11 protein-coding genes and 1 pseudogene are annotated in these 15,264 nt (G+C 63.3%); 5 read left to right on the forward strand and 7 right to left on the reverse strand.

Going from position 1 to position 15,264, the window contains the following annotated elements; all coding sequences use genetic code 11:
• From QD280_RS14530 to QD280_RS14545, 4 genes and pseudogenes are all read right to left on the reverse strand, one after another.
• A partial coding sequence (locus tag QD280_RS14530; RefSeq protein WP_279839820.1) for a DUF489 family protein occupies positions 1-199 on the reverse strand: 199 nt, incomplete at its 3' end.
• Complete coding sequence (gene mnmA / locus QD280_RS14535) at positions 196-1,377, reverse strand: tRNA 2-thiouridine(34) synthase MnmA (RefSeq protein ID WP_054555617.1); 1,182 nt, start codon at positions 1,375-1,377, stop codon at positions 196-198. The genes mnmA and QD280_RS14530, both read right to left, overlap by 4 nt.
• Positions 1,378-1,578: 201 nt before the next feature.
• A complete protein-coding gene (locus QD280_RS14540) occupies positions 1,579-2,028 on the reverse strand; it encodes an NUDIX hydrolase (RefSeq protein WP_043333853.1) in 450 nt (149 codons plus the stop codon).
• A 269-nt stretch (positions 2,029-2,297) separates the two neighbouring features.
• Positions 2,298-2,831 (reverse strand): annotated as a pseudogene (locus QD280_RS14545) (pseudouridine synthase); the annotation flags it as partial.
• A 100-nt stretch (positions 2,832-2,931) separates the two neighbouring features.
• Here QD280_RS14545 and icd point away from each other — a divergent pair.
• From icd to clpA, 3 genes are all read left to right on the forward strand, one after another.
• Positions 2,932-4,194, forward strand: a complete 1,263-nt coding sequence (icd, locus tag QD280_RS14550) for an NADP-dependent isocitrate dehydrogenase (RefSeq protein ID WP_043333852.1) — start codon at positions 2,932-2,934, stop codon at positions 4,192-4,194.
• 502 nt (positions 4,195-4,696) lie between these two features.
• Entirely contained in the window at positions 4,697-5,098 is a 402-nt protein-coding gene (gene clpS / locus QD280_RS14555) for an ATP-dependent Clp protease adapter ClpS (protein WP_082388342.1), read from the forward strand.
• Positions 5,099-5,131: 33 nt separating this feature from the next.
• Positions 5,132-7,396, forward strand: a complete 2,265-nt coding sequence (gene clpA / locus QD280_RS14560; protein WP_279839821.1) for an ATP-dependent Clp protease ATP-binding subunit ClpA — start codon at positions 5,132-5,134, stop codon at positions 7,394-7,396.
• Between the two features lie 575 nt (positions 7,397-7,971).
• Here clpA and infA read toward each other — a convergent pair.
• From infA to aat, 3 genes are all read right to left on the reverse strand, one after another.
• Positions 7,972-8,190: a translation initiation factor IF-1 gene (gene infA, locus QD280_RS14565; RefSeq protein WP_024953359.1), complete on the reverse strand. Its 219-nt coding sequence runs from the start codon at positions 8,188-8,190 to the stop codon at positions 7,972-7,974.
• A 322-nt stretch (positions 8,191-8,512) separates the two neighbouring features.
• Positions 8,513-9,316 carry an arginyltransferase gene (locus QD280_RS14570; protein WP_279832166.1) on the reverse strand — a complete coding sequence of 268 codons (804 nt, stop codon included), beginning with the start codon at positions 9,314-9,316 and terminating at the stop codon, positions 8,513-8,515.
• Positions 9,317-9,352: 36 nt separating this feature from the next.
• Complete coding sequence (gene aat / locus QD280_RS14575; protein ID WP_043333849.1) at positions 9,353-10,069, reverse strand: leucyl/phenylalanyl-tRNA--protein transferase; 717 nt, start codon at positions 10,067-10,069, stop codon at positions 9,353-9,355.
• A gap of 170 nt (positions 10,070-10,239) precedes the next feature.
• Here aat and QD280_RS14580 point away from each other — a divergent pair, with 170 nt between their 5' ends.
• Positions 10,240-14,277, forward strand: coding sequence for a DNA translocase FtsK 4TM domain-containing protein (locus QD280_RS14580; protein WP_279839822.1), 4,038 nt, complete (start codon positions 10,240-10,242; stop codon positions 14,275-14,277).
• 200 nt (positions 14,278-14,477) lie between these two features.
• Positions 14,478-15,146: an outer membrane lipoprotein chaperone LolA gene (gene lolA / locus QD280_RS14585; RefSeq protein ID WP_279839823.1), complete on the forward strand. Its 669-nt coding sequence runs from the start codon at positions 14,478-14,480 to the stop codon at positions 15,144-15,146.
• The last annotated feature ends 118 nt before the right edge of the window (positions 15,147-15,264 follow it).

Raw genomic sequence — 15,264 nt, forward strand, 5'->3', positions numbered from 1 at the left:
GGTGCCCGCCGTAGATGGCTTCGAAGCTTTCCGGATTGGTATCCAGCGTGGCATTGACCAGGGTTTCCCAGGCGCGCTCATCGCACTGGCCGTGGCGGGCCAGCTCATCGACCAGCGCGGCTGCCTGGAAGACGCCCGCCAGCGACAGTGCCTGGCGGGTAGTGTTATCAGTGACGGGACGGATCGGCACGCTGGTCATTGCGCGGCGGACTCCTCGGGGCCAGAGAGCGGGGCGGTGGAAGCGCTGGCGTCCGCCGCCGGAAGTTTCCAGGCGGCATCGATCACGCCGCCGCCCAGACAGATGTCGCCGAGATAGAAGACGGCGGACTGGCCGGGCGTGACGGCGCGTTGCGGTTCATCGAAACGCACCTCGACACGCTGGCCGTCATTGACGATCAAGGTCGCGGCCTGGTCTTCCTGGCGATAGCGGTTCTTGCAGCGAATGCGCAGCTCGCCATTGGCGTCGGTCTGCGGCGGCTCGCCGGCGACCCAGTCGACGGATTCGGTGCTCAACGCCTGAGTGTAGAGCAGGTCGTGGTGCTTGCCCTGCACGGCGATCAGCACGTTGCGCTCCAGGTCCTTGGCACACACGAACCAGGGCGCGTCCGGATAGCGCTTGAGGCCACCGATTCCCAGCCCCTGGCGCTGGCCGAGGGTGTAGTACATCAGGCCCATGTGCTCGCCGATGACATCGCCATCGGGGGTCTCGATCTTACCGGGCTGAGCAGGCAGGTACTGCTTGAGGAAGTCGGCGAAACGCCGCTCGCCGATGAAGCAGATGCCGGTGGAATCCTTCTTGCGCGCGGTGATCAGCTCATGCTTCTCGGCGATGGCGCGCACTTCGTGCTTCTCGAGCTCGCCGACCGGGAACAGGGTGCGTGCGATGGCCGCCTGCGGCACGGCATGCAGGAAGTAGCTCTGGTCCTTGTTGGTGTCCAGGCCCTTGAGCAGGCGCGGAAGACCATCACGCACGCCGCCACGCACGTAGTGACCGGTGGCGATCAGCTCGGCGCCCAGCATCTCGGCATACTCGAGGAAGACCTTGAACTTGATCTCGCGGTTGCACAGGATGTCGGGGTTCGGCGTGCGACCGGCCTTGTACTCGGCCAGGAAGTGCTCGAAGACGTTGTCCCAGTACTCCGCGGCGAAGTTGGCGGTGTGCAGCTTGATGCCGAGCTTGTCGCACACGGCCTGGGCATCGGCCAGGTCTTCGAGGGCGGTGCAGTATTCGCTACCGTCGTCTTCGTCCCAGTTCTTCATGAACAGGCCTTCGACGTGGTAGCCCTGCTCCATCAACAGCAGGGCAGAGACGGAGGAGTCGACACCGCCGGACATGCCGACGATGACCTTGGTTCCGGTACCGGTTTCAGCGGTCATCAGTTCTCTCGTCACCCGCATGGCCGCGGGTTGTCACAAACAGGGGAGGCGGCAGCCCCGTCATTCTGGCGCCGCTTGAATGGGCGGGATTATACCTGAATGCGGGGGTGGGATTCACCCCGCCTGCGCCGTCTGCCGCACTGGGCCAGATGCGCCGCTCGACAGCACGCCCGGCGGCGGACTTCCGGCGCGGGCAATCGCTCAATCGTGCAGCACATCCAGCGGGAAACGCTTGCCACGTTGGCTGTCGCGGATGCGACGGGTCACCAGCGGGCTGCGCAGGCGGCCCATGTCCTCGAGCTGCTCGATCTCCTCAAGCGACAGCCAGTGCGTTCTGACGATGTCAGGGTCCAGCGGCGTGCACAGGTGCTCAAGGGCGGCGGCCTCGAAACTGTGGGAGTGGAAGTGGGTGCCGTCCTCGGCCACGTGCACATAGAGGCCGAGATAGCCGGTCAGCAGGATGCGCCAGGCGGTTTCCTCGCGGACTTCGCGTTGCACGCCGTCGATGATGCGCTCATGGGGTTCGAGATGGCCGGCCGGCTGGTTGAACACCGTGCAGGGCCCGCCCTTGTCTTCCTCGACGATCAGGTAGCGCCCGGCACGTTCGACGACACAGGCGACGGTGACATTCGGGGTCCAGCGAGCAGCCATCAGGATTTCCTTCCTTTCTTGGGGGATGAGGGACGACGGGAGGGGGCGCGGGCGCCGGGGGTCTTGCCTGAACCCTTGCCTTCAGTCTGGACAGAACTCCGACTGGAACCCCGACCTGAGCCCTTGCCGCTCTTGCCCGCGCTGTTGCCTCTATCGCCACTGCCCCGGGGGCCAGCGTTGCCAGTGCGGCGTTCGCCCGGCTTGCCAGTCGCGCCCTTGTGGCGTGGCGAGCGGGACTCGCGGCGAGGTGCTGCTGGCATCTCGACTTCCTCGCTGCGCCATTCACCGGGGGCAAGGCCATCGAGCTTCCACGGGCCGATGGCCGCGCGAATCAAGCGCAGGGTGGGCAGGCCGACGTGGGCGGTCATGCGGCGCACCTGACGATTGCGACCTTCGCTGATGATGATCTCCAGCCAGTGGGTCGGAATGCTCGCACGGAAGCGCACAGGGGGTTGCCTGTCTGGCAACGTGGGCGGCTCAATCTGCCTGACCCTGGCCGGTCGGGTCATGCCATCCTTGAGTTCGACACCGGCACGCAGCGCGGCGATGGCCTGCTCGTCAGGGGCACCTTCCACCTGCACCCAGTAGGTCTTGGGCTGCTTCTTCTTCGGGTGCGCGATCTGGTGGGAGAGCGCGCCATCACTGGTGAGCAGCAGCAGTCCCTCGGAGTCATAGTCGAGGCGCCCGGCGGCATAGACATCCGGCACGTCGATGAAGTCAGCGAGTGTCTGGCGGCCCTGATCGCGGTCAGTGAACTGGGTCAGGACGCGGTAAGGCTTGTGAAGCAGATATATGAGAGACATGGTTTAGACTTTTGTCGCGGCTGCCGTATAAGCCTACTGTGAGAAGCGGCACGGGTGCTATACTCGCGCCTCCACTGAATCCATGACAGGGGAGTTATCAATGGGGTTCCAGAAGATTGTCGTCCCGGAAGGCGGTGCCAAGATCACCGCAAATTCCGACAATACCCTCAACGTTCCGAATAATCCGATCATCCCGTTCATCGAAGGCGATGGTATCGGTGTGGACGTGACTCCGGCCATGAAGATTGCCATCGACGCTGCTGTCGACAAGGCCTATGGCGGCGAGCGCAAGATTCACTGGATGGAAGTCTACGCCGGTGAAAAAGCCACTCACGTTTATGATGCTGACACCTGGCTGCCGGAAGAGACTCTCGAGGCTGTCAAGGATTACATCGTTTCCATCAAGGGTCCGCTGACCACTCCGGTGGGCGGTGGTATTCGCTCCCTGAACGTCGCTCTGCGTCAGAAGCTGGATCTGTACACCTGCCTGCGCCCGGTGCGCTGGTTCACTGGTGTGCCGAGCCCGGTCAAGAAGCCGGCTGACGTCGACATGGTCATTTTCCGCGAAAACTCCGAAGACATCTACGCCGGTGTCGAATGGAAAGCGGGAACGCCGGAAGCCGACAAGGTCATCAAGTTCCTGCGTGAAGAGATGGGTGTCACCAACATCCGCTTCCCGGAGAACTGCGGTATCGGCGTCAAGCCGGTCTCCGAAGAAGGTACCAAGCGTCTGGTCCGTCAGGCTGTCCAGTACACCATCGACAACGACCGTGAGTCGCTGACCCTGGTGCACAAGGGCAACATCATGAAGTTCACCGAAGGTGCCTTCAAGGACTGGGGCTACGAAATCGTCAAGGACGAGTTCGGCGGCGAGCTGCTGGATGGCGGCCCGTGGATGACCTTCAAGAACCCGAACAACGGCAAGGACATCGTGGTCAAGGACGTCATCGCTGACGCCATGCTCCAGCAGATCCTGCTGCGTCCGGCGGAATATGACGTCATCGCCACCCTGAACCTGAACGGTGACTACCTGTCCGACGCTCTGGCGGCGGAAGTGGGTGGTATCGGTATCGCGCCGGGTGCCAACCTGTCCGACACCGTCGCCATGTTCGAAGCGACTCACGGTACTGCACCGAAGTACGCTGGCCAGGACAAGGTCAACCCGGGCTCCGTCATCCTCTCTGCCGAGATGATGCTGCGTCACATGGGTTGGGTCGAAGCGGCTGATCTCGTGCTGAAAGGCGTCGAGAAGGCCATCGCCAAGGGCGAAGTCACCTATGACTTCCATCGCCTGATGGACGATGCCAAGCTGCTGAAGTGCTCCGAGTTCGGTCAGGCTGTTGCTGACAACATGGATGCCTGAGACCCTGCGCTGATCTGATGCCCAGGCATCAGGTTGCGTGACAGGTTTCAGCAGAAGGCCCCCGGACATGTCCGGGGGCCTTCTTGCGTTTGAGATGGAGAGCTCCTCGGTTACGCGCCCAGACGGCTGCCAACGATTGCCACTCCTGTGCGTTCTGCCTGGAGCGTTCTGCGCGGGGGGGGGCTGTGCGGTAGCATTCCGGGTTTCATCGAGCGGCGAGACGCTTGAATGGGTCGCAAACTGGCGACGCCTGTCGAGAGGTGTCTGTCGCGTATGTGAGCGAAAATGCATGCAAATGTCCGCATTCATGTCAGAGCGTCGCGATGCAGGCATGAACGTGTACGCTCAGACGTTCGCGACTAAAGCTTGCAACCAGATCGACAAGCCCCCATCTTTTCCCTATCACACCCACATTGAGACGACGTGGCAGCGCTTGACCTTCTCCGCGGCGCGTTGAGGCAATCTGCTTCGTCACGGCTTGTGTTCACCGGATCAGCCCCTTATGTTCAAGACAGAGACATCGCGCGGCAGTCCTCCCTTTCTGGAGACACTGTCGATCAGCAATCAGGCCCCGTCGGCTCAGGAACCCGGATACCAGGAAGACCACGAAGGTGATCTGGCATTCGAGACCGCTGAGCCTGAACTGGCTCCACCGCCCATGTACAAGGTCGTTCTGCACAATGATGACTTCACGCCGATGGACTTCGTCGTGGAGGTGCTGACCACCTTTTTCAACAAGGATCAGGAGCAGGCAGTACAGATCATGCTCGCTGTCCATCATCAGGGAAAAGGAACCTGTGGCATCTTCAGTCGCGACATCGCGGAAACGAAATGCCACCAAGTCAATCAATATGCTCGAGAGTGCCAGCATCCGCTGCTGTGCGACATCGACCGGGCGGAGTGATCCGTCCAAGACGCGGCCTAGAGGGGACTTGCCATGTTGAGCAAAGAACTTGAACTGACCCTGAACACGGCCTTCACCGTGGCACGTTCCAAACGCCACGAATTCATGACCGTGGAACACCTCCTGCTGGCACTGCTGGACAATGCCTCCGCTGCCGATGTCCTGCGCGCCTGTGGTGCCAATCTGGACAAGCTGCGAGTCGACCTTCAGGACTTCATCAATTCCACCACCCCGCTGATTCCGGAAGAGCAGGAAGACCGCGAGACGCAGCCGACGCTGGGCTTCCAGCGCGTCCTGCAGCGTGCCGTCTTCCACGTGCAATCCTCCGGCAAGAGTGAAGTGACCGGCGCCAATGTGCTGGTGGCCATCTTCTCCGAGCAGGAAAGTCAGGCCGTCTACTTCCTCAAGCAGCAGAATGTCGCGCGTGTGGATGCGGTCAATTACATCGCGCATGGCATCTCCAAGGTCGCGGGTCACACCCAGACGCCCCAGGCGTCGGTCGAGAATGAAGAGAGCGAAGAGGCGAGCAGCGAGGGCGGCAACAACCCGCTGACCAACTACGCCACCAACCTCAACGAGCAGGCGCGTCTGGGCAAGATCGACCCGCTGATCGGCCGCGATGGCGAGCTCGAGCGTGTGGTGCAGATTCTGGTGCGTCGCCGCAAGAACAACCCGCTGCTGGTCGGTGAGGCCGGCGTCGGCAAGACTGCCATCGCGGAAGGTCTCGCCAAGCGCATCGTCGAGGAGGACGTGCCGGACGTCATCAAGGAAGCCGTGGTCTACTCGCTGGATCTCGGTGCGCTGCTGGCCGGCACCAAGTACCGCGGTGACTTCGAGAAGCGTCTCAAGTCGCTGCTGGCGGAGCTGCGCAAGGAACCGAACTCGATTCTGTTCATCGACGAGATCCATACCGTCATCGGTGCGGGTGCCGCGTCCGGTGGCGTGATGGATGCCTCCAACCTGCTCAAGCCGCTGCTGTCTTCCGGCGAGCTGCGTTGCATCGGTTCCACCACCTTCCAGGAATTCCGTGGCATCTTCGAGAAGGACCGCGCCCTGGCGCGTCGTTTCCAGAAGGTCGATGTCATGGAGCCGTCGGTGGATGACACCATCCGCATCCTCAAGGGGCTGCGTGGTCGCTTCGAGGAGCACCATGCCATCAAGTACACCGATGCCTCGCTGGAAACGGCAGTGCGTCTGGCCGACCGCTACATCAACGACCGTCAGCTGCCAGACAAGGCCATCGACGTGATCGACGAGGCCGGTGCCCACCAGCGCCTGCTGCCGGAGAGCATCCGCGTCGACACCATCGATACCGAGCAGGTCGAGGCGATCGTCGCCTCCATCGCCCGCATTCCGCCGAAGACGGTCTCCAGTTCCGACAAGAAGCTGCTGTCCAACCTCGAGCGCGATCTCAAGATGCTGGTGTTCGGGCAGGACGACGCCATCACCGGGCTGTCCGCGGCGATCAAGCTGTCGCGTGCTGGCCTCAAGGCGCCGGACAAGCCGGTGGGCAGCTTCCTGTTCGCTGGCCCGACAGGCGTCGGCAAGACCGAGGTCGCCCGTCAGCTGGCGGCGCTGATGGGCATCGAGCTGGTGCGCTTCGACATGTCCGAGTACATGGAGCGTCACACCGTCTCGCGCCTCATCGGGGCACCGCCGGGCTACGTCGGTTATGACCAGGGTGGTCTGTTGACCGAAGCCATCACCAAGCAGCCGCACTGCGTGCTGTTGCTGGATGAGATCGAGAAGGCACACCCGGAAGTCTTCAACCTGCTGCTGCAGGTGATGGACCACGGCCGCCTGACCGACAACAACGGTCGCGAAGCGGACTTCCGCAACGTCATTCTGGTGATGACCTCCAATGCGGGTGCCGAGCAGGTGGCGCGTCGCTCCATCGGCTTCAAGCACCAGGATCACTCCACCGACGCCATGGAAGTCATCCGCAAGACGTTCTCGCCGGAATTCCGCAACCGTCTGGATGGCATCATCCAGTTCGGTGCGCTGGATCTCGCCGTGGTGCGCAATGTGGTCGACAAGTTCCTGGTCGAACTGCAGGCGCAGCTGGATGAGAAGCGTGTGCAGCTGGATGTCGCTGATGAGGCGCGCGACTTGCTGGCGACTCTCGGGTATGACCCGGCAATGGGTGCTCGCCCGATGGCACGCGTGATTCAGGAGAAGCTCAAGAAGCCGCTGGCAGAGATGATCCTGTTCGGCGACCTGTCCGAGTCGGGCGGCATCGTGCATGTCACGGTCGACAACGGCGAGCTGCACCTGGAAACGGAAGCGGAACTGGCGTGATCTGACGCTCAGCTTGCTGCCCTGAAGGGGCGATATGAACGGTCAGTGCTCAAGCACTGGCCGTTTTTTTATGCCCATCAGTCAGCAAACTGTCCGCACGTAGCGAGCATGACGTCGATTGCTCAAGCTGGACACGCGCGCACGCCAAGGGGCTCGCCATCCTCGAGGGAAGGGCGGGGGAGTTGGATGAGTACTGGAGGAGGCGAATGCTATCGGGGGAAGCGAATGCGTACTGGGGGAGAAGATGCCCAGCGGGGATGAGCCGCCTGTCATCATTGAATGGGAGCGAAGACCAGATTGGCGTTCGGGCTCAAGACGCATTCATGGGACAAGGCGGCATCATCGGAATACTCAGGCATACGCCATCGAGGTGGCGGGTGTCTCGCCGCGAAGGGCAAGTCTTGCAACCTCGATGCGTTCCGGGTCCGGGCGGAGGGTTCAGGCGGAGGTGACGCTGGTGCCTGAGGTGCCGGGAACGACCGGTTCAGCCAGCCGGTGTCATGATGATCGCGTGCAGGTCCAGGACGTGCAGAGTGATCGATGGCATGGCAACCGGCAGGGCAGTCTGACCGTGCTTAGCGCGAACGGTAGACGATACGGCCCTTGGACAGGTCGTACGGAGTCAGCTCAACCTTGACCTTGTCGCCAGTCAGGATGCGGATGTAGTTCTTGCGCATCTTGCCGGAGATGTGAGCGGTCACGATGTGGCCGTTTTCCAGTTCAACACGGAAAGTGGTGTTCGGAAGGGTGTCGACGATGACGCCTTCCATTTCAATATGATCTTCACGCGCCATATAGGCTGATCCTCACTTATTACAGGGAATACTGCTGGTAGTTCCGAGCCGCCTCAGCACAAAAAGTGCCCGATTCGGGACTTCGATACGCGATATTGTGCCGTAAGGGCGGCGGCAAGGCAAAGTCGAAGCGCGATTGTACGCTCCTTGAGCGCCTGTGGGCAGCTCAGGAGGAAGATAAAAATCGGCATCTTGCGCCGGGACAACTCCCGGCAGGCGGTTGGCCGGCACTCGGCGCTGTCTGATGAGCCCAGCCAGCTGAGCGTTGCGTCACCTTAGCGTTGTCGGAGCGCTTGCGTCGAGAGGACGCCCGCGGAGCGCGTCACTCGCCGGATGTCACTGACGCGCCTTGCTTGACCAGGCTCAGTGGCAGATGGCTGTCGGTCTGGTTGGCCGGTATGCGTCGCCGCCAGTGGCTGCCATCCAGATACTCGAGCGGCTGGAAATGCTGCTTGTAGTTCATCTTGCGGCAATCGCGGATCCAGTAGCCCAGATAGAGGTGGGTCAGGCCTTCGCGGCGTGCCTGCTCAATCTGCCACAGCACCGCGTAGGTCCCCAGCGAGCGCTGATTCAGTGACTCATCCGGATCGTAGAAGGTATAGATGGCGGAAAGGCCATGACTCATGCGGTCCATGGCGGCGACGGCCACCAGACGGCCATCGAGGCGAAAGCTCACCAGGCGGGCATAGTCATCGCGGGAGGTGAGGAAGGTGCGATACTGCTCATGACTGGGCGGGAACATGTCGCCATCCGCATGACGGCTGCGGATGTAGTGGGCGTACAGGCGATAATGCTCGGGGTCGAAGAGTGCCGGCCCCTCTTCGATGGCCAGGTCGGCATTGCGCCGCACCAGACGCTTCTGGGTGCGGTTGGGCGTGAAGTCGGCGATCGGCACGCGTACGGAAATGCAGGCACGGCAATCACCGCAATGCGGACGATAGAGATGAGAGCCGCTGCGGCGAAAGCCGAGCAGGGCAAGGGCGTCATAGACACCGGAATTGGGCGCTTCCTGCGGATCGAGAAACAGCGTGGTCGCCTGGCGGCCTTCCAGATAGCTGCAGGCGTGCGGTACCGTCAGAAAGAAGCGCAGATCGCGTTGCGGTTGCTTGGGGGTATTGCTGCTCACCGTTGCATCATCTCCCTCTTGGAATTGCCGTGGCCATCATTCCCGGGCGTGCTGCGTGGGCCAGGATGTCAGTGACCACTTGCCCTCATGCCCTTGGCCAGTGGCATACTGGTCAAGATAGCTGATGAAATCGCTGCGGGCGATGCTGCGGGCGCCAAGACTTGCCAGGTGCGGAGTATGCATCTGACAGTCGATCAACGGAAAATCCCGTGCCTTCAATTCCTGGCACAGGATCACCAGCGCCAGTTTCGAGGCATCGGGCACGCGCGAGAACATCGACTCGCCGAAGAAGATGCGTCCACAGGCGACGCCATACAGGCCGCCCACCAGAGAATCGCCCTGCCAGACTTCAACGCTGTGGGCATGTCCCATGGCATGCAGGGCGATGTAGGCCTGCTGCATTTCTGGCAATATCCACGTGCCTGCCTGGCCATCGCGAGGAATGCTGGCACAGGCATTGATCACACCGGTAAAGTCGCGGTCGATACTGTAGCTCAGGCCTGCATTGCGCAGGCGCTTGGCCAGACTGCGGCGTACACGGACTTCCTCTGGCTTGAGCACCATGCGTGGGTCCGGTGACCACCACAGGATGGGGTCGCCCGGACTGAACCAGGGAAATATGCCGCGGGGGTAGGCCGCCAGCAGCCACTCGGGACTGAGTTCGCCCCCTGCACACAGCAGGCCGTCGGGCTCGCTCAGGGCGGTGGAAGCATGCGGAAAGCGGACAGGGGCAGGGGGAAGCCAGGGAAGCATGGGCAGCCTCTTGTCGGTTCGGGAACATGCACGGAGCAATGGGCTCCTGGCGCCTTGGCGTCATGAGCAGACGTGAATCGGCAATTATGACGTCACTGCCATCGAATGGTTATGATAACCGGCTGAAGGTACATGGAAAATCGCCCACAAGGTGCAAGGGGGATGGCGACTTGACTGCCAAGAGTGCCAGAAAGACAAGTCGGGAACAGGCCAAGCCTGAAACCCGTAGCCGCCGTGCGGCAGCAACACCCAGGAAGCGTGCCCGTCAGAAAGCGGACTCGCCGGGCTTCTTCGCGCGTCTGCGCGGTGCTTCGGCCACTGAGTCCAGCCCGGCACGCAAGACGCCGCGCGTCTCGGGCAAGCCCGCGAGGAAGGACGCCAGCGGCCAGCCTGCTGCCAAGGCCAGAAACAAGCCGCGCGTGCAGGAAGAGAGCCCAGCAGCCCAGCGCCGCGCCGAGCGTCAGGCCGAACGCGCCGAACGCCAGGCCATCCGCGCCGAGCAGCGTGCGGAGAAGGCAGCGCGACCACCGTCACGCCTGACCACCACCCTGCAGGGCGTCAGCCGTGAAGGCGTGGTCATTCTCATGCTCAGCCTATGCGTCTTCATGCTGCTGGCGCTGTTCAGCTATGCGCCGACGGACCCCGGCTGGTCCTACAGCGGCCCTGAGCTGACGCCCAGCAACTGGATGGGCAGCATCGGCGCCTGGCTGTCAGACGTGCTGTATTCGCTGTTCGGCGGCAGTGCCCTGTGGTGGCCGGCGATGCTGGGCTTCGGTGCCTGGCGTCTGATGCGTCAGCCCAGCACTGAGCTGGTGTGGGACCCGACGACCATCGCGGTGCGCGCTGGCGGCCTGTTCCTGCTGATCATGGCGACCTGCGTCATCGGTGATATCCAGTTCTACAGCCCCGACAGCCAGCTGACCAACGGCGCAGGCGGCATCCTCGGCAAGGGCATCGCCGGGGCACTGACGCCATTGATCGGCATGGGCGGCACGGTACTGGTCGCGATGGCCAGCTTCCTGTGCGGCTTCACGTTGTTTACCGGCATGTCGTGGCTGACGGTCATGGATGAGCTGGGCAATGGCTGCATGCGGGTGTCCGGCTGGTTCGCCGAGCGCTTCAACAGCCGCCGCGACGACCAGGACGCATACGATGACGAGGCAGCCTACGCCGAAGAGTCGCTGACGCACGAGGACGGTGAAGAGGATGACTCTGATCGCGACCCGGCCCCCAGACTGAGCTGGTGGCAGCGCCTGCTGCCGGGCCGCCGTGCCCGAGAGGAGGAGTGGGACGAGGACAGCGACGAGATTCTGCTTGGTCGCCGTCAGGAGGCAGAAGGCATCGCCGCCGAGCCGCGCGGCCAGCGCCGTGTCGAGCCGTCTCTGGATGGCGGCACCGACGAGGCCATCAGCGCTCGCGATGACTTCGCGGATGACCGCAGCACCGATATCCCGTGGCAGACCGCTGAAACCACGCCTTCCGCCAAGGTGCCGGGCGCTGCCTACACCGAGCGCATGACGGTGCAGAGCGCCAATGTCAGCATCGAAGGGGTTGATCTAGCTGCGGCCCTGAAGACCGCCGTGGCGGCAGAGGCCGCCTCCGCGCCGCGTGTCGCGCATGCCGATGTCACGCGCTCCCGTCTGCCGCAAGCCGCTGCCATTGAGGCCGAGCGCCAGCGTCATGCTGACGCCTCAGCCACGACACAGGCTCCCAAGGCGGCGACGCCAGGCCCTGGCGTCGAAGACACGGCACCAGTCTTCGACAGCACGGCTGCGCCTGCTGCCTGGGACGCCGCCTCTGCCTTTGCGCCGACCGCTCGTCACGACACGGCTCGTCATGAGACGGCGCAAGACGCTCAGGCGCAGAGCGAGGCCGAAGCTCACAAGGCTCCGTCTCAGGCACAAGCTCAGGGTCAAGAGCTGGCTCGCGAGCAGGAAGCGCAGCGCTTGGCTGATCAGGAAGCGCAACGTCTGGCAGAGCAGGAGGTGCAGCGCGAAGCTGAACAGAAAGCGCAGCGTGCAGCCGAGCAGCAAGCGGCAGAGCGACAAGCGCAGCTCGAGAAAGAGGCACAGCGTGAGCGCGACGCGCAACTTGCGCGCGAGCGCAGCGATGCCGCGCCGGATAGCCGCAATCAGCCGCCGGAGCCCAGGGACGACGATGATGCGCCCCTGCCCGGCAATGGTGGTCAATTCGCCACGGCCGCAGGGCTGGCTGCCGGTGCGGGTGTGATGGCGGCCGGTGTTGCGGCGGCCTCTTCCGAGACTCCCGCTCGCAAGGCGGTCGTCTCCTGGGATGATGCCTTCGAGCAGCCGGCGGGCAACGCGCCGACACAGGCAGACGCGCCTGCGGCGCCGAGCAGCCCGTCTGCCACGCCGCAGCAGCATGCCCCTGAGGCGCGTCAGCCTGCAGCGCCTCATCAACCGGCCGAGCCGGTCGCACCAGCGGAGCCCGATTCCGTGGCGCCTCAGGCCGAGCATGTGCCGCCTTTCGAGGCGCCGACAGCCACGCCGGAAGCGACACCCACACCGGCCGAGCGTCCTTCCTGGGCCTATGACGGCGATGAGTCCGGCATGGTGCCGGGCGGTGGTCGTCTGGCGACGGCGGAGGATGCACAGGCGGCTGCCAGTGATCCCTCCGGCCCGACCCTGTGGACCGTGGAGCACATGCAGAGTCAGCGCCATGACGGCGCCGATCACGAGGACGAGCCGGAAGGGGACCTGCCGCAGCTGAGCCTGCTGACGCCGCCGGACGCCCAGAAGCCCAACTACAGCGAAGAAGAGCTCGACCAGATGGCCGAGCTGCTGGTGGTGCGTCTGCGCGAGTATGGCGTCAAGGCCGAGGTGGCGGATGTCTGGCCGGGGCCGGTCATCACGCGCTTCGAGATTCAGCCGGCGCCGGGCGTCAAGGCGTCCAAGATCTCCAACCTGTCGACGGACCTGGCGCGTTCACTGCTGGTCAAGAGCGTACGTGTGGTCGAGGTGATTCCGGGCCGTCCGACGGTCGGCATCGAGATCCCCAACCCCAACCGCGCCATGATTCGCCTGCGTGAAGTGTTCGATTCCGATGCCTATCAGCTGGCGGAATCTCCGGTCACGCTGGCGCTGGGGCAGGACATCGGTGGCGCGCCTGTCGTGGCCAACCTCGGCAAGATGCCACACCTGCTGGTCGCCGGTACCACCGGTTCGGGCAAGTCAGTCGGCATCAACTCGATGCTGATCTCGATGCTGCTCAAGGCCACGCCGGACGAAGTGCGCATGATCATGGTCGACCCCAAGATGCTGGAGCTGTCGGTCTATGACGGCATTCCGCACCTGCTGGCGCCGGTGGTGACCGACATGAAGGAGGCCGCCAACGCCCTGCGCTGGTGTGTCGCCGAGATGGAGCGTCGCTACAAGCTGATGGCCGCCATGGGCGTGCGCAACCTGGCCGGCTTCAATGCCAAGATCGATGAAGCCGAGGCACATGGTGCCCAGATCGCCGACCCGCTGTGGGAGCCGCAGCCCTGGGAGATGCACCAGCATCCGCCGGTGCTCGCCAAGCTGCCCTACATCGTGGTGGTGATCGACGAGTTTGCCGACATGTTCATGATCGTCGGCAAGAAGGTCGAGGAGCTGATCGCACGTCTGGCCCAGAAGGCGCGCGCCGCGGGGATTCACCTGATTCTGGCCACCCAGCGTCCGTCGGTGGACGTGGTGACCGGCCTGATCAAGGCCAATATCCCGACGCGCATGGCCTTCCAGGTCTCCTCCAAGATCGACTCGCGCACCATCCTCGATCAGGGCGGCGCCGAGGACCTGCTGGGTCACGGTGACATGCTCTACCTGCCGGCCGGTGCCGGCATGCCGACGCGCGTTCACGGTGCCTTCGTCGATGATGACGAGGTTCACCGTGTGGTCGATGACTGGAAGCGTCGCGGCTCGCCGGAGTACATCGAGGAAATCCTCACCGGTGGCGTGCAGGCGGATGCGTTGGCCGGCCTCGAAGCTGAAGGCGAAGACAGCGATGCCGAGCAGGATGCGCTCTACGATGAGGCCGTGGCCTATGTGGTCGAGTCGCGTCGTGCTTCCATCTCTGCCGTGCAGCGTCGCTTCAAGATCGGGTACAACCGCGCCGCGCGTCTGGTCGAGGCGATGGAGATGGCGGGTGTCGTCTCCGCGATGGGCACCAATGGCTCGCGGGAAGTGATCGCGCCCAACCACAGCGGCTAGCCGCCGCAGGTCTGGTCGCTGAAACACACGAAGGGGAGCTTTTTGCTCCCCTTCGTGTCAAAGACCTCAGATAACAGATCACTGCCAGCAGGATGTTGGCAGTGATCATCCCGAATCGCTGAAATGATGATGGTCAGCGGCAGGGCATCGGTGCCCTTTGCCGAGGTTTGCCGCTGGTCTTCCTCATCGCAAGGAGTTTCATGAAGACATTGTCTCGTTCTTTCGCTTCTTCGTTGACCGCTCGTCTGGCCAAGGGGCTGGGCGCCGCGCTGATGCTGGGCATGGCCGCTCTGCCAGCGCACGCCGAGGAATCGGCTGGCGATCGTCTGGCGCGCCTGCTGGAGCCGCTCAAGACCTATGCTGCCGACTTCGATCAGCAGATCCTCGATGCTTCCGGTCAGCGTCTGCAGGAAGCCAAGGGCAAGATGTGGCTGTCGCGCCCGGGCAAGTTCCGCTGGAGCGTCGATGCGCCGTACCGTCAGGAAGTGGTGTCAGACGGCAAGGAAGTCTATCTGCATGACCCGGACCTCGAGCAGGTCACCGTGCAGCCGCTGGATGAGCGTGTCACCCACACGCCGGCGCTGTTGCTGTCCGGTCGTGCCAGTGAGTTGACCGCCAACTATGCGGTCAAGCGTCAGCAGCAGGGCGCGCGTGAGACCTTCACGCTGACGCCCAAACAGGCCGATACGCTGTTTGAAAGCCTCAAGCTGACCTTCGACAGCGAGCAGCTCGACATGCTGCAGATGGCGGATTCCACCGGCCAGCGCACGGCGATCGACTTCAGCAACGTGCAGTACAACCCGTCGCTGCAGGATAGCCGTTTCGTGTTCCAGATCCCGCAAGGCGCCGACGTCATTCGCGAGCAGTGATCACGCCCAAGGTGCAGCGCAAATCCTGAATACGCTTGAATAAACAGGAACGCCCGGACCAGATGGTCCGGGCGTTCCTGTTTGTGCCAGTTGCGACATGGCAGTCATGTGCGCGCAG

It is taken from the genome of Cobetia sp. 1AS1, from assembly GCF_029846435.1.
GTDB lineage: Bacteria > Pseudomonadota > Gammaproteobacteria > Pseudomonadales > Halomonadaceae > Cobetia > Cobetia amphilecti.